At 67.5% G+C, this 18,881-nt stretch carries 18 protein-coding genes; 5 read left to right on the forward strand and 13 right to left on the reverse strand.

The window, feature by feature from the left end; translation table 11 throughout:
* Position 1: 1 nt before the first annotated feature.
* Positions 2-1,279, reverse strand: a complete 1,278-nt coding sequence (locus ACQ4LY_RS03000; RefSeq protein ID WP_431074505.1) for an NRAMP family divalent metal transporter — start codon at positions 1,277-1,279, stop codon at positions 2-4.
* 174 nt (positions 1,280-1,453) lie between these two features.
* Here ACQ4LY_RS03000 and ACQ4LY_RS03005 point away from each other — a divergent pair, with 174 nt between their 5' ends.
* Entirely contained in the window at positions 1,454-2,110 is a 657-nt protein-coding gene (locus ACQ4LY_RS03005; protein ID WP_431074506.1) for a GntR family transcriptional regulator, read from the forward strand.
* Positions 2,111-2,172: 62 nt separating this feature from the next.
* Here the strand turns inward: ACQ4LY_RS03005 and ACQ4LY_RS03010 are convergent, their stop codons facing one another.
* Positions 2,173-2,838: a TetR/AcrR family transcriptional regulator gene (locus tag ACQ4LY_RS03010; RefSeq protein WP_431074507.1), complete on the reverse strand. Its 666-nt coding sequence runs from the start codon at positions 2,836-2,838 to the stop codon at positions 2,173-2,175.
* Between the two features lie 118 nt (positions 2,839-2,956).
* Here ACQ4LY_RS03010 and ACQ4LY_RS03015 point away from each other — a divergent pair, with 118 nt between their 5' ends.
* Entirely contained in the window at positions 2,957-3,760 is an 804-nt protein-coding gene (locus tag ACQ4LY_RS03015) for a DUF1266 domain-containing protein (protein WP_431074508.1), read from the forward strand.
* A 121-nt stretch (positions 3,761-3,881) separates the two neighbouring features.
* Here the strand turns inward: ACQ4LY_RS03015 and ACQ4LY_RS03020 are convergent, their stop codons facing one another.
* The 5 genes from ACQ4LY_RS03020 to ACQ4LY_RS03040 all read right to left on the reverse strand — a co-directional run bounded on the left by ACQ4LY_RS03020 (position 3,882) and on the right by ACQ4LY_RS03040 (position 9,797).
* The gene (locus tag ACQ4LY_RS03020) at positions 3,882-4,877 is read right to left on the reverse strand and encodes a LacI family DNA-binding transcriptional regulator (protein WP_431074509.1); all 996 of its coding nucleotides are present in this window, start codon (positions 4,875-4,877) and stop codon (positions 3,882-3,884) included.
* A gap of 56 nt (positions 4,878-4,933) precedes the next feature.
* The gene (locus ACQ4LY_RS03025) at positions 4,934-6,364 is read right to left on the reverse strand and encodes a GH1 family beta-glucosidase (RefSeq protein ID WP_431074511.1); all 1,431 of its coding nucleotides are present in this window, start codon (positions 6,362-6,364) and stop codon (positions 4,934-4,936) included.
* Positions 6,365-6,369: 5 nt separating this feature from the next.
* A complete protein-coding gene (locus ACQ4LY_RS03030) occupies positions 6,370-7,260 on the reverse strand; it encodes a carbohydrate ABC transporter permease (protein ID WP_056310182.1) in 891 nt (296 codons plus the stop codon).
* Positions 7,257-8,369, reverse strand: a complete 1,113-nt coding sequence (locus tag ACQ4LY_RS03035) for a carbohydrate ABC transporter permease (RefSeq protein WP_431074512.1) — start codon at positions 8,367-8,369, stop codon at positions 7,257-7,259. Before ACQ4LY_RS03035 ends, ACQ4LY_RS03030 begins: the two co-directional genes overlap by 4 nt.
* A gap of 117 nt (positions 8,370-8,486) precedes the next feature.
* The gene (locus ACQ4LY_RS03040) at positions 8,487-9,797 is read right to left on the reverse strand and encodes an ABC transporter substrate-binding protein (RefSeq protein WP_431074513.1); all 1,311 of its coding nucleotides are present in this window, start codon (positions 9,795-9,797) and stop codon (positions 8,487-8,489) included.
* Positions 9,798-9,963: 166 nt separating this feature from the next.
* On the opposite strand from ACQ4LY_RS03040, the gene ACQ4LY_RS03045 reads away from it, so the two are divergent.
* From ACQ4LY_RS03045 to purQ, 3 genes are all read left to right on the forward strand, one after another.
* Positions 9,964-10,494 carry an adenine phosphoribosyltransferase gene (locus tag ACQ4LY_RS03045; protein ID WP_431074514.1) on the forward strand — a complete coding sequence of 177 codons (531 nt, stop codon included), beginning with the start codon at positions 9,964-9,966 and terminating at the stop codon, positions 10,492-10,494.
* Between the two features lie 80 nt (positions 10,495-10,574).
* Positions 10,575-10,823, forward strand: coding sequence for a phosphoribosylformylglycinamidine synthase subunit PurS (purS, locus tag ACQ4LY_RS03050; RefSeq protein ID WP_431074515.1), 249 nt, complete (start codon positions 10,575-10,577; stop codon positions 10,821-10,823).
* On the forward strand, positions 10,820-11,527 hold the full coding sequence (gene purQ / locus ACQ4LY_RS03055; protein ID WP_120494993.1) for a phosphoribosylformylglycinamidine synthase subunit PurQ: 708 nt from the start codon (positions 10,820-10,822) through the stop codon (positions 11,525-11,527). The genes purS and purQ overlap by 4 nt, the downstream gene beginning before the upstream one ends.
* A 51-nt stretch (positions 11,528-11,578) precedes the next feature.
* On the opposite strand, the gene ACQ4LY_RS03060 is transcribed toward purQ, so the two are convergent.
* From ACQ4LY_RS03060 to ACQ4LY_RS03085, 6 genes are all read right to left on the reverse strand, one after another.
* Complete coding sequence (locus ACQ4LY_RS03060; protein WP_431074516.1) at positions 11,579-12,688, reverse strand: ROK family protein; 1,110 nt, start codon at positions 12,686-12,688, stop codon at positions 11,579-11,581.
* Positions 12,685-13,800 (reverse strand): ROK family transcriptional regulator, encoded by a 1,116-nt coding sequence (locus tag ACQ4LY_RS03065; protein ID WP_431074517.1) that lies wholly within the window; start codon positions 13,798-13,800, stop codon positions 12,685-12,687. Before ACQ4LY_RS03065 ends, ACQ4LY_RS03060 begins: the two co-directional genes overlap by 4 nt.
* Positions 13,801-13,834: 34 nt before the next feature.
* Complete coding sequence (locus ACQ4LY_RS03070) at positions 13,835-15,280, reverse strand: hypothetical protein (RefSeq protein WP_431074518.1); 1,446 nt, start codon at positions 15,278-15,280, stop codon at positions 13,835-13,837.
* A 51-nt stretch (positions 15,281-15,331) separates the two neighbouring features.
* The gene (locus ACQ4LY_RS03075) at positions 15,332-16,240 is read right to left on the reverse strand and encodes a carbohydrate ABC transporter permease (protein ID WP_431074519.1); all 909 of its coding nucleotides are present in this window, start codon (positions 16,238-16,240) and stop codon (positions 15,332-15,334) included.
* Entirely contained in the window at positions 16,240-17,085 is an 846-nt protein-coding gene (locus ACQ4LY_RS03080; RefSeq protein ID WP_431074520.1) for a carbohydrate ABC transporter permease, read from the reverse strand. Before ACQ4LY_RS03080 ends, ACQ4LY_RS03075 begins: the two co-directional genes overlap by 1 nt.
* A gap of 243 nt (positions 17,086-17,328) precedes the next feature.
* Positions 17,329-18,651, reverse strand: coding sequence for an extracellular solute-binding protein (locus ACQ4LY_RS03085; RefSeq protein WP_431074521.1), 1,323 nt, complete (start codon positions 18,649-18,651; stop codon positions 17,329-17,331).
* Positions 18,652-18,881 lie beyond the last annotated feature (230 nt).

Genomic DNA, 18,881 nt, shown 5'->3' on the forward strand with positions numbered 1-18,881 from the left:
GTCACGCTCCGATTCCGAGGAAGGCGAAGATGGGGCCGACCGAGACGATGCCCATGTACCAGGTCAGCAGCGTCACGAGCGTACCGGCGATGAGCAGCCACATCGGGTACTTCTTCGAGCCGAGCAGGTCACGACGGAACCAGCCGATGTACATGAAGACCGTGAGCCCGATGGGCAGGATCAGCCCGTTGAAGCCACCGACGAAGACGAGGATCGCCGCCGGCGCGGTGCCGATCGAGAGGTAGACGATCAGCGATACGACGATGAAGGCGACGGTCGCCAGCTGCAGAGGCCACCCACCCTTGAGCTTCTTCGTGAAGGTCGACAGGAAGGTCGCCGACGTGTACGCCGCGCCGATGACCGAGCTGATCGCCGCGGCCCAGAAGATCGCGCCGAAGATGCGGAGTCCCGCGTCGCCGAGCACGGCGCCGAAGGCCTGCCCTGCGGGGTTCGCCGCCTGGCTCGACAGGTCGAGCGCGACGCCCGAGGCGACCACCCCGAGGATCGCGAGGAACAGCACGTAGCGCATGATGCCGGTGACGAGGATGCCGTTCGCCGCCGCGCGCATGACGGGAGCCGCCTGCTCGGGACCGGTGTGACCGGAGTCGAGGTAGCGGTGGGCGCCCGAGTAGGTGATGTATCCGCCCACGGTTCCGCCGACGATCGTGGTGATGGTGGCGAAGTTGAGCTCATCCGGCACGAACGTCTGCCGCAGCGCCTCGCCGATCGGCGGCTGGGCGATGACCGCGACGATCACGGTCATCACGATCATGCCGATGCCGAGCACGACGAGCACGACGTCCATGACGGGGCCGGCCTTCTTGACGAGGAAGATGATGATCGCGAGGGCCGCCGTGATCATGCCGCCGAGCTTCGGATCGATGCCGAGCAGCGCGTTCATGCCCAGGCCACCACCGGCGATGTTGCCGATGTTGAATGCCAGACCGCCGATCACGACGAGCACGGCGATGACGTGGCCCGAGAAGGGGATGGCACGGTTGGCGAGCTCTCCGGCGCGCAGGCCGGAGGAGGTGATCATGCGCCAGATGTTCAACTGCACTGCGATGTCGACGAGGATCGAGACCAGGATCGCGAAGGCGAACGCCGCGCCCATCGTCGCGGTGAAGGTGGCCGTCTGGGTGATGAATCCTGGGCCGATCGCGCTGGTGGCCATCAGGAAGATCGCGCCGATCACGGCGCTGCGGCCTGCGCGCCTCTTGGCGGCGGAGAGCCGGGCTTCGTCTTCTGCTGACAGCGGGGCTGCGGTGTTCTCAGACATTGCGGGGGATTTCCCATCGTCGTTGGTGGGTGTCGAGTGCCACCCAGTGTAGAACGGATTGAGAGATATTGTTCAACAACTTTGTTTCCGCTGTGCTACGGCGCAGTTCCAGTCGCGTAATACCGGAGGCGGGCGGTCGAACGATCCGTCGCGCGCCCCGCCTACGATGAAGGCATGAACCAGCAGGGCATGCTCGCCGATGCGCTCCGACAGCAGATCATCGACGGAGCCTTCGCGCCCGGCTCTCGACTGTCGGAATCGGCCATCGCCGAGCACTTCGGCGTGGCACGCAACACTCTGCGCGAGGCGTTCCGCGCCCTCTCCGAGCAGGGACTGCTCGAGCATGTGCCGCATCGCGGGGTCTCCGTCGCCTCGCCGACGATCGCCGACGTCATCGACATCTATCGAGCGCGTCGCGTCATCGAGTGCACCGCTCTCCTGCACTCCGAGCCGGAGCACCCGGCCGTCCAGCAGATGCGGGAGGCAGTGCTGGCGGCCGAGGCAGCCGCCCGGGATGCACTCCTCGACGACACCGAGACGTGGCGCGCGGTGGGAAGCGCCAACATGGCGTTCCACGTCGCCCTGGTGGCTCTCGCCGACAGCCCGCGGTTGGCCCGCACCTATCGCGACCTGGCCGCAGAGTTGAGACTGGCCTTCCTGAAGATCGACGACCCCCGATCTCTGCACGAGCCGTTCGTCCGCAAGAACCGCGCCGTGCTCGACACGTTCCTCACGCGAGGAGCGCAGGCCGGTGCCGACGAGCTCGAGCGCTACCTCGTGCAATCGGAGCGCGTCGTGCTCGGCGCGTTCGCCCGCATGCAGCTGGGGTGAGCGACTCGGCAGGGCGGCGAACCGGATGAACGACAGGATCTGAGACAGATCCGCTTCCGGGGTCAGTTCTCGGGGCGGAGCGCTCCTGAGGCGCGGGTCCGCGCGTCCGGGTCGCGTGGCGCGAGTTGCAGCGGCAGCGGAGCCTCGGGCTCCGGGAGCCCGTAGAGCCGATGCACCCAGCGTCGCGCGTCTTCGAGCGGGTAGGTGTCGCCGTATACGGCGTACTTCATGAAGATTCCCTCGAGCGTGCTGCGCAGCATGATCTCCTCGAGGGGCGGATCGCTCGCGCCTCGCTCCCGGAAGATCTCTCGCACAGTGTTCTCGGAGGCGACCGCTTGATCTGCATGCCGCTCCTCAGCCTCGGCGTACAGACGGTGGGTGCTCGGCTGCTGCTGCAACGCGAACACGGCTCGCTGCACCGGCAGCGCATACCCGGTGGCTGTGAGCGCGCCATCGATGATGCCGGCCAGGCGCACATCGGCGGGGCCCTCGACCTGGGGAATCCCGAAGAGCACATCGAACCAGTTGTCGAGCACAGCCGCGATCAGCTGATCCTTGCCGCCGAAATGGTAGTTGGCCAACCCCTGCGCGACACCCGCACGGCGAGTGATCTCGGCGATGCTCGCACCCGAGACACCGCGCTCTGCGAACAGTTCGATCGCGGACTCCAGGATGACCTTGCGGGAGCGCTCCCGTGCGATGCGGTTCAGCTCGTCGTTGCGCGACATGTCTAGTCCACCTCCCCAGGATTGGACGACTCGGAAAATGCATCCGAAACCTATATATTACTGATTGAACGGCTATTCAGGCTTTGCGTGTCGTCAGTGCAGCGGCGGAAGGAGTTCGATGCATCCCCTCTCGTGGATCCTGCCCGTCTCCAAGTTTCCGGCGTCGAGCCGGTACGCCACCTCCGATGCCGCGGCGAATGAGATCGCGCTCGGCTTCCTGCAGATCCGCTCGGTGCCGTCCGGCCCATGGAACGATCCGACCGCGCCAGAACTCGGCGACGACGAGAAGGCGGCCCTGATCGCTCAGTGGGGCATCCGCTCCCGTCAGGATTGGCTCGGCATGATCGAGCATCTGACCACGGTCCGCCGTCGTCGTCATGCATGGATGTCGCACCTCGCCGTGCGCAACGACCTCGCCACCCGGCTCGGACGAGCCCCGAAGACGCGCGAGTGGCTCGACGCGATCACCGCAGACGGCGGGGATGAGCGGGACGCGCATCCGTTCACCGCCGGCATCGAGCACATCGAGCGAGAGATCCGCCGACGCGTCGGCGAGGACATCGTGCCGCCCGACATCTACGTCAGAACCCTCGATGCCTATGCCCTGGGCCAGGCCGTCGCCATGACGACGTGGGGTGTCGCGCTCGGGTACGCAGACGTGGCCGAGGCCCGCCTGATCATCCACCGCATCAACGTCGCGGCCAGGCCGTGTTTCGTCTCGTGGGCGGACTTCGGGCTCAGCTATCTCGCCGGACGCATCATGCACTGGAGCGACGGCACCCTCGACGAGGACTCGTTCGCGAAGTATGGCGACGGGTGGAGCGATTTCAAGGCCGCCGCCACGGCGAAACGGCACGGCCCCTGGGCGCTGCTCCCGTGGCCCGCGACGATCGAACTCAGGTCACGCCACCCGATCGGCTGACCCACAGACCCACGGATGCGGACCAACCTGGAGGGGCGTCTGGTCCGCGTCCGTGTCATCCCCTCACCTCCTGCCGCGTCCGGCTGTCGGGGCGCCCAGCGGCGACCCGGCGCACGCGCGGCTACGACGAGGCGCGCACGACCAGCTCGGTCGGCAGGATGGTGGTGTGCTCCGGGTCGCGCCCCGCAAGACGCGACAGCAGCACGCCGGCCATCGCCTCTCCCTGCGCGTACATCGGCTGCCGCATGGTCGTGAGCTGAGGATCGGTGCTCAGCGCGACGGACGAATCGTCGAATCCGACCAGCGCGACGTCTTCGGGAACGCGGATGCCGGCGGCACGCAGCGCCGTCAGCGCTCCGCGCGCCATGAGGTCGCTGGCCACGAAGATCGCGTCGGGGCGTCCGGCCGCGAGGATGCGCCGCGCGGCATCCGCTCCGCTGGACTCGCTGTAGTCGCCGGCCTCCTCTGCGAACGGCGAGAGCCCGGCGTCGGCCAGTGCTCCGCGGAATCCCTGCACACGGTCGACCGAGGAGACCATCGTGAGCGGGCCGGAGATGGTCGCGATACGCGTGCGTCCCGTCTCGATCAGGTGCGCGGTCGCCGTGCGGGCACCCGCGACGTTGTCGACGTCGACCACGTAGTCGCCCTCGCGGATCCGCACCGGTCGGCCGCCCCAGACCACCGGCACCGCGTCGGCGACCCGCTCGATGAACGCATCGCTCGTGTGATGCGACACGATCAGCGCACCGTCGACGCCGCCGTTGCGCACGAAGCTCGTCATCTTGTCGCCGGGGTCGTCGCTGGCGATGAGCAGATTGAGCAGGTAGTCGGAGCCGCGGAGCGCCCCCGTGATGCCCGCGACGATCGCCGCGAAGAACGGGTCGCCGAAGAAGCGGGTGGTGTCCTCGGGCACGATCAGCGCGATCGCGTGCGTCTGCTTCGAGGCGAGCGACCGGGCCGCACGGTTGGGCACGTAACTGAGCTCCTCGATGGCCCGCTGCACGGCGAGGAGAGCCTCGGGGCTCACGGCCGTGGACCCGTTCACGACGCGCGACACGGTCGATCGCGAGACTCCGGCGGCCGAGGCCACCTCTTCGATGGTCGCTCGTAGTGACACGACTCTCCCTCCGTCCGGCGGTGAGGCCGGATGCTCCCTGGTGCCGCCGCCCAGCGTCAGAGAGCGCGAGCGGCGATGATGCGAGCGTACTCCCGACCGGAGTCCTTCAGACTCCGCTCCTGGGTGTCGTAGTCGACGCGCACGATCCCGAAGCGCTTGTCGTAGCCCCACGCCCACTCGAAGTTGTCGAACATCGACCAGTAGAAGTAGCCGCGCACGTCGACGCCGGCCTCGGCCGCATCGAGCACCGCGCCGAGGTGCAGGCGCAGGAACTCGGTGCGATCGTCGTCGTGCACGCGGGTCTCCCCGTCTTCGACCACCGCGACGTCGTCATAGGCGGCGCCGTTCTCGGTCATGTACAGCACGGTGCCCGCGGGTTCGGCATACTCGGTCCACACCCGCTGCAGCAGTCGGGTCAGCCCCTCGGGCTGCACCTCCCAGTTCTGCGCGGTGCGCGGCAGGCCGCGTTCGACGGAATGGATGCCGTCGCTCGAGGGGTAGGGACTGCGACCGACCCGGTCGGTCGCGGGTCCGCCGCTGACGGGGGCGACCTCGGGTGCCGTGCCCGAGAGGAAGTCGCCGTGGTAGTAGTTCACGCCCTGCGTGTCGATGCGCTGCGAGATCGTGTCGAGGTCGCCGTCGTGAACGGCCTCCGTGAAGCGCGCCACCGCGTCAGCATCCACCGCCCTGATGTCCCTGATGATGTCGTCCGGGTACACGCCGCGGTAGATCGGGTCGAGGAACCAGCGGTTGAACTGACCGTCGACGCGGCGAGCGGCATCGACATCTGCCGGGTTCGCGGGATCGGCAGGGTCGGCGACGGTGTGGTTCAGGGTGATGCCGAGGTTCAGGCTCGCGTCGCGTCCGCGCAGTTCGCGCACGGTCTCGCCGTGCGCGAGCAGCAGGTGGTGGGCTGCGAGCAGGCCCTCGGCGACGCTCGTGTGGCCGGGTGCGTGCTCGCCGCCGGTGTATGAGAGGAACGACGAGCACCACGGCTCGTTCAGGGTGGTCCACACGTTCACGCGGTCGCCCAGCGCGTCGTGCATCGTGCCTGCGTACTCGAGGAAGCGCCCGACCGTGTCGCGGTTGGTCCAGCCGCCGGTCTCCTGCAGCGCCTGCGGCATGTCCCAGTGGTACAGCGTCAGCCAGGGAAGTATGTCGTTCGCGAGCAGCTCGTCGACCAGGCGCTCGTAGAAGTCGACGCCCTTCGCGTTGACCGCACCGCCATCGGGCCGCACCCGCGACCAGGAGGTCGAGAAGCGGTACGTCTGCAGGCCCAGCTCCTTCATCAGAGCGACGTCCTGCGGATAGCGGTGATAGTGGTCGCACGCCACGTCGCCGTTGTCGCCGCCGATGACTGCGCCCGGCACCGTGCTGAAGGCATCCCAGATCGATGCGGTGCGCCCGTCTTCGAAAGCCGCCCCCTCGATCTGGTACGCCGCTGTCGCGGCGCCGAACAGGAAGTTCTCGGGAAAGGCTCGGGTCATAGGGGTCATCCTTTCACCGCGCCCGCCATGATGCCACTGACGAGCTGGCGTCCTGCGACGACGAACAGGACGAGCAGCGGAAGGGTCGCGAGCACGGCTCCGGCGAGCACGATCGAGTAGTCGATGTAGTAGCCCGACTGGAGCTGGCTGAGCGCCGTCTGCAGCGTCGGGTTCTGCGGGGAGAGCACGATCAGCGGCCAGAGGTAGTCGGTCCACGCCGTCATGAAGGTGAAGAGTCCGAGGATCGCCATCGCGGGCCGGGCTGCAGGGATGCCGACGGTGAGGAACGTGCGGAACTGGTTCGCGCCGTCCATGCGCGCGGCCTCGATGAGCTCGTCTGGGATCACGTCGACCAGGTACTGCCGCATGAAGAAGACGCCGAACGCCGTGACGAGGGTCGGAACGATGACCGCACCGATCGATCCGGTCCAGCCGAGCTCCCGCATCAGCATGAACAACGGGATGATGCCGAGCTGCGTCGGGATCGCCATGGTCGCGATCACGAAGATCATCAGACCGTCGCGACCCTTGAAGCGCAGCTTGGCGAACGCGTAACCCGCGAGCGTCGAGAACGTCACGACCGACAGCGTGATGATCGCCGAGATCAGGAACGAGTTGCCGAGAGCGAGCCAGAAGGGGATCGCGTCGAACACCTTGGCAGCGTTGGCGAAGAAGTTGCCGCCGGGGATCAGCGGCAGCGTCTCGCCGCGGGTCGCGTTGGTGCCGCTCGCCACGACCACCGACCACCACAGCGGGTAGACGCTGCCGATGATGAACGCGGCGAGCAGTCCGTAGGTGAGGAATCCGGGACGACTGCCGATTCCGGCGTTGCCGCCGACGGCTCCGCGGCGCCTGCGGATCTTCTCGGGGACGCTGAGTGCCTGGGTGGCGGTCATCGCGCGTTCTCCTCGGTCGTGTTGGCGATCGTCGTGGTGGCGGCGGCCGCGACAGCGGTGGCGGCAGCGGCACCCGCGGTGCGTGCGCGCCGGCGGGCGGCGCGGTTCTTGGGAGCATCCCCGGTCGAGATCCGTCTCGACACGAGGAAGTTGATGATGCCGATCCCCACGATGAGCAGGAAGAGCAGGATCGCGACGGCGGATGCTTCACCGAGATCTCGGCGGAAGAAGGCGAGCTCCCACAGGAACAGCACGGTCGTCTGGAACTGCCGGTCGCTGCCGCCGATGCCGCCGGCCGTCGAGACGTCGAAGAGGCGCGGCTCGGCGAAGATCTGCAGTCCGCCGATCGTCGCGGTGATGATCACGAAGATCAGCGTCGGGCGGATCGTGGGAATCGTGATCGAGAAGAATCGGCGCGCGGCTCCCGCACCGTCGAGGGCTGCGGACTCGTAGAGGTCGCGCGGCACCGCCTGCATCGCGGCGAGCAGGATGAGCGCGTTGTAGCCGGTCCAGCGGAAGTTCACCATGATGGCGATCGCGAGGTGCGAGAGAGCGGTGTTGTGCTTCCACTCCTGGTCGGCGATGCCGATCAGGTTCAGCAGGTTGTTCGCCAGGCCGTCGGCCTCATTGAAGATGCTCGAGAAGATGATGGCGACCGCCACGGGCGTGACGACGAACGGGATGAGGATGCTCATGCGCCAGAAAGTCGGGGCGCGGAGGCCGCGGTCGAGAAGGTAGGCGATCACCAGGGCGACGGCGAGCTGCGGGATCGCCGACAGCAGGAAGATGCTGAGCGTGTTGAAGATCGAGTTCCAGAACATCGCATCGCCGAGGATCTCGATGAAGTTGCCCGCTCCGACGAACTCGCCCTGCCCCTTGAGCAGGTCCCACTCGTGCACGGCCACCCACACCGTGTAGATCAGCGGGAACAGGCCGACCAGGCCGAACAGCAGGAAGAACGGCGAGATGTAGAAGTACGGCGAGGCGTTCTGATCGAACCGCGAGAGGCGGTGCCGCCAGGGACGCCGGCCGGCGGCATCCGTCTTCGGGCTCTTGGCGTTCGTCGTCGACGCGGTCGTCGCCTGCGAGCGCTCATCGGTGAGTGTCATGACTCTTCCTTGGTCCTGGTCCGTGGGTCCGGTCGTCCGCGGTGTTCCGGTCGCAGTCCGTGCCGCCCCCGCAGAGGAGGTGCGGCACGAACTGCGACCGGAAGGGATGCGGCTGGGTCAGTCGACCAGCTCGTTCAGGAGCTTGATCGCGGCATCCCACGCACCCTGGGTGTCGGTGTCTCCGCGGTCGAGCCCGCTGAGGGCCGGCCCGAAGACGTTCTCCTGGATGACCGAGTCGTCGGCGCCCTTGAACTGCGCCACGACGCCCTTCGCACGCTCGGCGAGGATCGCACCGGTCGGAGCGTCATTGAAGAACGCGTTGGGCGTGGCCTCAGACGACAGCGTCTCCTGAGCCGTGATCGTCGAGGGGAAGTTTCCCGCGGCCTCGGACTGCTTGACCTGCTGCTCGGGCTGCGTCAGCCAGTCGGCGAGCTCGGCTGCGGCTTCCTTGTGCTCGGAGCTCTCGGGGATCGAGAGGAAGGCGCCGCCCCAGTTGGCCGCTCCTCCGGGGAACACGTCGGCGAAGTCCCAGCCGGTGGAGGCGTCGCCGCCGCCGGCCTCGACCTGACCCTGCACGACTCCCAGCATCCAGCCCGGGCAGACGAACGTCGCGAAGGTGCCGTCGACGAACGACTTGCCGCCGTTCCAGTCCCACGCGGTCTGCGCAGCGGACTGGCCTCCCTCGGTGGCTGCTCCGAGCAGCTCGAAGCGCTCCTTGAGCTCTGCGTTGTCCTCGACGTTCAGCTCGCCGTCGGCCGTGTAATAGCCCTCGTCGAGCTGGTTGACCATGGCGTTCCAGACGAAGCCGGAGTGGTCGTACCAGGCCTTGCCGGTCTTCGCCGTGTACTCGGCGCCGACGGCGAAGTAGTTCTCCCAATCGCCGTTCAGCAGCTCGGCGACGGACTCGCGGTCGCTGGGCAGGCCCGCGGCCTCGAAGGCGGCGCCGTTGTAGCAGATGCCGCTGGGGCCGATGTCGGTGCCGTAGCCGATGACGCGGCCTTCGGCGTCGGTGGCCTGTCCGTACTTCCAGTCGACCCAGTCGGCCTTGCGGTCCTCGATGCCGTAGTCGCGCAGGTCGACGAAGGTGTCGGAGACGTCCATGATGGCGCCGAGCCAGCCCTCTTCGATCGCGACGATGTCGCTCAGGCCCGAGCCTGCGGCGATCTTCGTGAAGGCGTCGGTGCGGGCGTTGCCGCCGGTGTCGATGTTGGTCGCCTCGATCGTGACGTTCGGGTGCTCCTTCTCGTAGGCCTTGTAGAGGTCTTCGTAGCCGAAGGTTCCGAACGTCGTGACGGTCAGCGTGACCTTCTCGTCGCTGCTGCCGGCGTCGCCGTCTGCGCCGGGAGCGGCACAGCCGGCCAGGGCCAGGGCGGACACGGATGCCGCGGCTGCTGCCGCCAGGATCCGGGTGCGGGCACGTGTGTTCACAGTTCACTCCTTTGTGGTGGGTCGTGCGGTGGTGGTGCGGGTGGTGCTCGGGGAGATGCGTGTGAATCCCGTGATGTATTCATGGGAGCGCTCCCACGCACTGTTCAGTGACTCTATGGGAGCGCTCCCACGGTGTCAAGCCCGGGCAGTGGCGTACCCTTGTCCGGTGCCAGACACCGAACTCTCCCCCGCTCTCGTCCGCGCCGAATCGCTGATCCGCAGCATCCCGGACTACCCGGAGCCGGGCATCATCTTCCGCGACATCACTCCGCTGCTCGCCGACGCCGAGGCGCTCCAGGCCACCACCGAGGCGATCATCGCGCCGTTCGCCGGCCAGTTCGACGTGGTCGCCGGTATCGAGGCCCGAGGGTTCATCCTCGCCGGGGCTGCGGCGATCGCGGCAGGTGTCGGCCTCATCCCGATCCGCAAGGCGGGCAAGCTGCCCCGGCCCGCGGCATCCGTCGACTACGCCCTCGAGTACGGCACCGCGACGATCGAGATGCACGACGACCTGCCCGCCGGGTCACGCGTGCTGCTCATCGACGACGTCCTCGCGACGGGCGGGACTCTGGCCGCCGGCCGCGAGCTGGTCGAACGCCTGGGCAGCCATGTCGTCGGCATCTCGGTGCTGTTCGAGATCGACGGCCTGGGCGGCCGCGACGCCATCGGCGACCTGCACACGGTCTTCCACGCCTGAGGCGCGACGCCCGGGAATCGAGCGAGTCCCGAGCCGGTAGACTGAGCACGCCCGTCCGCCCGCGACTTCCGGAGCCGTTCATGCCCACCATCGTCGTCGACGTCATGCCCAAGCCCGAACTGCTCGACCCGCAGGGGAAGGCCGTGTCCGGCGCTTTCGCGCGTCTGGGCGTCGAGGGGTTCTCCGATGTCCGCATCGGCAAGCGCTTCGAGCTCACCGTCGAGGGCGAGGTCACCGAAGAGGTCCTCGCCGAGGCGCGTCGCATCGCCGACGAGGTGCTCTCCAACTCCGTGATCGAAGACGTCGTGGGCATCGAGGTCACCGAGTGACCACGCGCATCGGCGTCATCACCTTCCCCGGTTCGCTCGACGATCGCGACGCGCAGCGCGCCGTCCGCATCGCCGGCGCCGAGCCCGTCGCCCTCTGGCACGGCTCGCACGACCTCGAAGGCGTCGACGCACTCGTCCTGCCCGGAGGCTTCAGCTACGGCGACTACCTGCGCGCCGGCGCGATCGCCGCACTCTCGCCGATCATGGCCGAGGTCAAAGACGCAGCAGCCAAGGGCATGCCGATCCTCGGCATCTGCAACGGCTTCCAGATGCTCGTCGAGGCGCACCTGCTGCCGGGCGGCCTGATCCGCAACGACCACCAGCACTTCGTGCGTCGCGATCAGAAGCTCATCGTCGAGAACTCCGACACGGCCTGGACCAACCGGTTCCGCACGGGCCAGGAGATCACGATCCCGCTGAAGAACGCCGACGGCGGATACATCGCCGACGAAGAGACGCTCGACCGTCTCGAGGGCGAAGGCCTCGTCGCGTTCCGCTATGCCGGCGTGAACCCGAACGGCTCTCTGCGCGACATCGCGGGCCTCACCAACGAGGCGGGCAACGTCGTGGGGCTCATGCCGCACCCCGAGCACGCCACCGAGGCCGGCTTCGGACCCGACACGTCGGCCGCGATGCGGTCGGGCGTCGATGGACTCGACTTCTTCACGAGCGCTATCGCCGCAGTCGCCCGCGTCGCCGCGTAGGCGCGCGCAGCGAGCACAAGCGGTCCGCGGAGAGCATCCGCACCCGGGCGATCAGCGGATGCCGAGCTCCTCGGCGACCACGAGTGCAGTCCCCCCGAGAAGCACGATGTCGTCGCCGCGCACGGCGACGCGGATCTCGAAGTCGTCGGTCACGATCGCCAGCGCCTCGTGCTCGATCGCCGCGCGCGTCTCGTCGAGGAACACCCCGCCGACGATGTCGAGGGGTCCGGAGAGAACGACCTGCTCGAGCCCGAGAGCGGCGACGACCGGGGTGAGCACCCGCCCGAGAGCTCGCCCTGCGCGAGTCAGGATCTCGTCGGCTGATGCGTCGGGCTCGGCGAGCAGCCGACGCACGTACGGCACTGCGGCCACGACCTCGAGACACCCGCGTCGTCCGCACCGGCACACCTCGCCGCCCTCGTCGACGAGCACGTGGCCGATCTCGCCGGCGGTGAAACGGTCGCCGGTGACGAGCGCGCCACCGACGATGACGCCGCTGCCGATGCCCTGACCGATCCGTACGAGCGCCAGGTTGTCGACGCCCGGCTGACCGTAGGTGCGCGCGGCGAGAGCAGCGGCATTGGCATCGTTCGCGATGTGCACGGGCACGGAGACCGCGGCCGAGAGCGCCGCACCGAGATCGAGCCCGTGCCAGTCGAAGGCCACCGCCTCGAGGACCACTCCCTCGGTGTTCACGACACCGGGTGAACCGATGCCCACCCCCAGAACGCGCACGGTCGAGCGCTTGACCAGCGCCGAGGCGAGCGCGCAGACCTTGTCGACCAGCGCCGCGCCCCTGGCACCGTCGGTGGGCACGGTCGCCGAATGCACCACGTCGCCGTCGAGGTTCATGATCGCGCCGCTCAGCTCGGCGTACGCCGAGAGGTCGAGTGTGACCACGTGATACGAGTCGGGGTTCAGCGCGATCAGGGTACTCGGCTTCCCGACCCTCCCCTCAGGGCTCGGCCCGCTTTCGCGCACGACCCCCTCGGCCGCGAGGTGATCGACGATGCGCGACACGCTCACCCTGGTGAGCCCGGTCGCTCTGGAGAGATCCGCTCGACTCATCGCGGCGCTACGGAAGAGCGTGCGCAGGATCAGCGAGCGGTTGACCTGTCGAGTGTGCTCCGGCAGAGCCTTCTCGGTGCCGCGGTTCGTCATGAGATCCCCAGTTCGGCCGAGAGCACCGCGACCAGAGGCCCCTGCAACGCGAGCAGCCCGCCGTCCGAGCCGATCTCGACGCCGATCGTGCTGGTCGTCGAGGGCAGGGTGCGATCGGTCAGACACCGCTGGGTGCGCTGCGCGAACGCCTCGTCGAGGATGTCCTCGGGGCCGACGAGCACTATGCGGGTCGCACCCAGCATCGAGATGATCGGTGCCACGGCAGCGGCGAGCGCATCCGCCGCATCGTCCATGACCTCATCGCGGTTCTCACCGGCGTCGAGGCGCGCGCGCAGCGCCGGCACGGCGACGATCGCGTCAAGGCATCCGGGGCGCCCGCACAGACATGTGGTGTCGCGCTTCGGATCTACCACCACGTGGCCGATCTCGCCTGCCATGAAGTCGACGCCGTCGATCAGCGTCTCGCCGATGATCAGCCCCGCCCCCGCTCCACGCTGGATGGTCAGGATCAGGATGCTGCGGCCGTCGTCGTTCTCGCGGAAGGTATGCACCGCGAGAGCCATGCCGTTGGCGTCGTTGACGATGTGCACCGGCAGGCCGAAGCGCTCGCTCAGAGCCCCGCGAAGGTCGGCGCCGAACCAGCCGAGATGAGGCGCGAAGCGCACGACGCCGTCACGGTCGACCACGCCGGGGCTGCCGACGCCGATCCCGAGGACGGGAGCGGATGTCTCGGCGAGCAGCTCCTCGATCATCGCGATGACGCGCGCGATCGCGTCGTCGCCGCGCTCTGTGAGCGCATCGACCCGGCGCTCGTGCGACACCTCCCCGCGCAGGTTCATGACCGCGCCCCGGAACGACTGCGCGTCGGAGAGGTCGAGGCTGATGATCGAGCGAGAGTCGTCGTCGAGAGCGACCAGCGTGGCCGGCTTCCCCACGCGGCCCTCCGCCGCATGACCCGCCTCGACGAGGATGCCCTGATCGATCAGCTCGCCGACGATGGTCGAGACGGTGACCTTGTTGAGTCCCGACCCGCGGGCGATGTCCGCCCGACTGCGCGGCCCCTCGTGGAACAGCGTCTGCAGCAGCATCGCGCGATTGCGCACGCGATTGTGCTCGGGGAGTGCCTTGGTCGTGATGCGGAGATCGGCCACAGCCCATTGTCTCCCGCCCGCCCGGGGATCGGCATCACCTCGCGGCATGACGACGGCGCAGCAGGGTCACTCCGACGAGGAGCGCGAACCCGGCGACACCGATCGCGATGATCGGGGCCTCGGCGCCGCTCTCGGCCAGAACGTCGTCGGATGCGTCGGAGGTCGGCGCGATGCCTGCGCCCTCGGGGCTCGGGACCGTCGGTGTCTCGGAGTCCACCGCGAGGCGGAACGGGTTGTACCCCGTGACCGCGAGGAGGTACCACGCGGTCGCTCCGGTGTGGAGGCTCGAGTAGTAGAGGTCGCCGAACCCGGTGTCGAGTCCGTCGCTCGACGACGCGACGATCCCTCGTCCGTCGCCGTTCACGGCCTGCCGCTGCGCGAGCTCTGCCGAGGCGAGGATCGACTGCGTGTAGTCCGCGTCACCGGCGGAGTCGCGGGTGCGCAGGGCGAGAGCCAGCTGCCCCGACCCCTCGAACCAGACCTTCGACACATCGGCGCTGCTGAACGCGGGCCCCGCGTACGGACCGTCGGTCGCGTGCAGATTCTCGACGGTCCACGCCAGCGAGGACGCGTATCGGTCGTCGAGTGTCGCGAGGTAGCTCCAGGTCTGCGGATCCTCGGGGATCGGGTAGTAGTTCGTCGAGACGCCATCCGGATGGGTCCCCGTCCACAGGTGGCCGTCCTCGGTCTGCATCGCGGCGACGAAGCCCTCGGCGACGGCCGCCCGATCGGCCCACACCGCATCGCCGGTGAGCGCCGACATCTGCGTGAAGAAGGCGGCGACATCGATGTTGTGCTCGGTCGACTTGAACGTGAACGGGTTGCCGTCGGCATCCTGCCCGCCGGTGTAGCCGAACGGCGCCTGCTCGGTGTCGGCCGTGTTCTGCTGGATCCAGTCAGCCAGCCGCAGGGCTCCGTCGAGGTACTGCCGCTCGCCGGTGACATCGAAGAGACGCGCGAGCGCCATTCCCACCCACGCCTGATTGCCGGTGTTCGACGCCGAGGATCCGATCTCGACCGCACCGGCGCTGAGGCTCGCAGGCTGATACGAAGCCCTGGTGCGCCCGTCGGAGAAGTCCGGGTCGTTCTGCTGCACGAACAGCAGCGCGTCACCGATCGACTGCGCCCGGCGGATGTCGTCAGGAAGACCCCTCGCCGCATATGCCATGACGATCAGCGCGTCGTCGTACAGGAATGACGACGTGAAGTCCCAGTCAGGCGTCGTGAAGAAGCCGCCCTGATAGCTCCGCGGCAGACACATGCCGTCTGCGCTGCAGTACTCGTCGACCCGGTCGTCGAGGAACTCGTAGGCCAGCGCCGCCGAGTGCTCGTAGTCGACCGCTCCGTCGGGTGCGACGTACCAGTCCACGGTCCCCGCGGCCCCGGCAGCCGCGGTTCCCGCCGAGGACGGTGCGGCGAGTGCCGGCTGCGCACCGGCGCCGAATGCCGCCAGGATCATCAGGGTCGCTGCGGTGGTCATGACGACAGTCTTCGTCTTCGGCCGATCGCGGCCGTTCGTCGTGGACATCGGTCAGCCCTTCACGGCGCCGGCGGACATGCCGGTCACCAGGTTGCGTTGGATGATCATGAAGAACACCACCACGGGGAGCGCGAACAGGGTGGCCGCCGCCATCTGCCCGCCGTAGTCCGTGCCCATCTCGCCGCCGACCGAGACGGTGAAGGAGTTCAACCACACCGGCAGCGTGTAGTTCGCCTGATCCTTCATGAACGTGAACGCGACGATGTAGTCGTTCCAGGCGGCGATGAACGCGAACACGCTGCTCGAGATGATGCCGGGCATGACCAGGGGGAACAGCACTCGAGTGAGCACCTGCCAGGTCGATGCGCCGTCGATGCGGGCTGCTTCGTCGAGCTCGATCGGGATGGCGAGGAAGAACCCGCGCATGACCCAGATCGAGAACGGGAGCACGCTCGCGACGTACGAGAGGATCAGGCCCCAATAGGTTCCCAGGAGTCCCATCGAGTTGAAGATCAGGAACTGCGGGATGAGCAGCGCTGTGCCCGGCAGCATCTGGACGATGAGGATGAGCACCAGGATGGGCCGACGTCCGCGGAACCGGAACCGCGACAGCGCCGCCGCCGCGAACAGTCCGAGGACGATCGCGAAGACGACCGCACCGGTGACGACGATCACGGAGTTCTGCAGATAGATGTGGAACTGACCCTTGCCGATCGCCGTGAAGAAGTTGTCGAGGGTCGGCGACTCGGGAAGGAAATGCGGCGTGCTGCTGAGCATCTCCGACCGCGGCTTGAACGCGGTGTTGATCATCCAGTACACCGGGAACGCCCACACGATGCAGAAGAGGATCGCGATGCTGCTGCTGACCCAGGGGGTGCGGCGTCGCCGTCGCCGGCGTCCGGTGGCGGTCGTCGCGGTCGTGGTCGCCGCGGGAGCCGGGGCGGTGGTCGTCGTGGTCATCAGAGGTCCTCTCCCGACCGCACGAGGTGTCGGATGTACACGGCGCTGAGCGCCGCGAGGATGACGGTCGAGGCCACGGCGATCGCCGACCCCGCGCCGATCTGCAGGTTGCCGGAGAACGCCGTCGTGTAGGTGAAGACGCCGAGTGTCGACGTCGCCCCGTCGGGCCCGCCCTCGGAGATGAGCCAGATCTGGTTGAAGACGTTGAAGTCCCAGATGATGGAGAGCATCGTCACGAGCAGGATCGTCGGGGCGATCGAGGGCAGCACCACGACTCGATAGATGCGCCATTCGGACGCCCCGTCGAGTCGGGCGGCCTCCTTCAGCTCGACCGCGACCTGCGTCTCGGCGGCGTACAGGGTCAGCGCGATGAAGGGGACGGCCTGCCAGACGACCAGCAGCCAGATGCAGACCCACGCGAGCACCGGATCCGACGACCAGTCCTTGCTGGTCATGTCGCCGAAGATGCCGAGCTGCGTGAGCATCCAGTTGATCACGCCGTACTGCGGCTGGAAGAGCCACGACCAGACGATCGACGAGGCGACGTTCGGCATCGCCCAGGCCAGGATCAGCACGACGGTGGTGAGATAGCGGATGCCGGAGGGCAGGCGCGTCATGAGATGCGACATCCCTGCGCCGATCGCCACACTGCCCACGACGAGCGCCGCCGTGAAGACGATCGTGCGCGTGAGGGACAGCCAGAACTCCGGGTCGGCGAGCACCGCGGCGTACTGATCCAGACCGACGAAGTCGAATGCTCCCGTGAACAGCGTCCGCTGGTTGTAGTTCGTGAACGACGTGAAGACGAGGAAGCCGATCGGCAGCAGGGTGACGAAGACGATCATCAGGCCCGCCGGCGTCAGGAGCCAGAACGGGGCCGTGCTCCGGCGACTGCTCGCCGTGCGCCGAGCGCGGGGGGACGGGGGGCGAGGTGTTCGCGTCTTCACTGACGGCGGTGACACGACGGGTGTGGTGACCACGGGTTCGCCTTTCGGTGGTCGGGGCACCGCCGGTTCACGGGGCCGAGGAACTGCTGGGTGGGAGGATGCCGCACGTCCGCGATGCGCGGGCGCGCGGCATCCGAAGTGCTACTTGGTGTTGAGAGTCTTGTCGGCCGCGTCGTCGAAGGCGGTCGCTGCCTCGTCGACGGACTTCGAGCCCGAGGCGATCGAGGAGAACAGGGTGTTGATGTCCTTGTTGCTCTCGATCGTGGTCCAGTTGGCGTTGGCCGGCGTGGCCTTCGACCGGAGTGCGGCGGTGAAGAAGCTCACCTTGACGTCGTCCAGCGTCTCCTGCGCGAACTCGATCCCTTCCGTGCTGTTCGGGATCCACCCGTCGACACCGAACACGAAGTCCTTCTGAACCTCGGGGCTGGCGGCGATCTTGACCCAGTTCAGGGCGAGATCCGAGTTCTGCGACTTCACCGGGATCGCCCAGTCCGAGCCTCCGAGCATGACGGGCTGAGCCTCGCCCGAGAGGCCGGGGAACGGGAAGGATCCGAGGTCCGGCTCGAGATCCGGGTTGATCTTCAGGATCGCGCCGGTGTTCGTGTTGAGGATCGCCGAGGTCTTACCGTCGGCGAAGATCTGACCCTGGTTCGGTTCGAAGGTGTCGAGGGTCGCGGATGCCGCGGTGGAGTACGTGTTCTGGAACTCCTTGAACGCCTCGAGGCCTTCGAGCGCCTCGTCCGAACCGAAGCCCGAGGTCCACTCGCCGTCCTTCTCGGATGCGATGTCTCCACCGGCGTCCCAGACGAACTGCATTCCCGCGTAGAAGTACTGACCGGGCAGGTAGAACGGCGAGAAGTCGGGCGTCTGCGCGTTGGCTGCCGCGACCTTGTCGAGGGCCGCTGTCAGCTCGTCGTATGTGGTCGGGACCTCGGTCACACCCGCGGCAGCCCACATCTTCTTGTTGTAGATCACGGCGCGAGCGCCGGCGAATCCGGGCACACCGTAGAGGCTGCCATCGATCGTCGCAGGGTCGACGAGTCCGTCGAGCCAGGTCTGGCCCTGAGCCAGATCCTCCTGGTAGGCGGTGAGATCGAGCAGTCCGCCGTTCGCGGCGTAGCTCGCGATCTGCGTGTTGCCCATGTCGATCACGTCGGGCGGGGTGTCGGTGGCGAGAGCCGTCGTGACCTTCGTGGTGATCCCGTCCCAGGTCTGCTTCTGGAGGTTCACCTCCGCGCCGGTCTCCTCGGTGAAGCGCTTGTTGATCTCGTCGAGTGTGTCGGGCGTGTAGTCGCCGTCCATGACCCAGACCGTGAGCGTCTCGCCGGATCCGTCGACCTCGGGGACCTTTCCGTCGCTGGGGGCGCCGGCGTTGCCGGCACCGGCCGAACCGGAACACGCGCTGAGTGCGAGAGCGGAGACGATGCCGATGGCACCGAACGTCGCCAACTTCTTGATTGCCACTGAATTCTCCTTGGTAGGTGGGATGCCGCGAACGGATACGTCGATGTGTCGTTCGTGAAAGTTAGTACACATCTGTTGCATATCCGTTGTCAATCATTATGTTGGCATTTATAGATCTGTTAGGTTTCAGCGTTATGACGGCATTGTTTCGCCTCCAGCGACAATCCTCGCCGTCGAATTAGGTCACTTTATTTACTAACTAATAGGGCATGTAACCAACTAATTCGTGC

The sequence above is a fragment of the Microbacterium phyllosphaerae genome (assembly GCF_050628115.1).
Lineage (GTDB): Bacteria > Actinomycetota > Actinomycetes > Actinomycetales > Microbacteriaceae > Microbacterium > Microbacterium phyllosphaerae_A.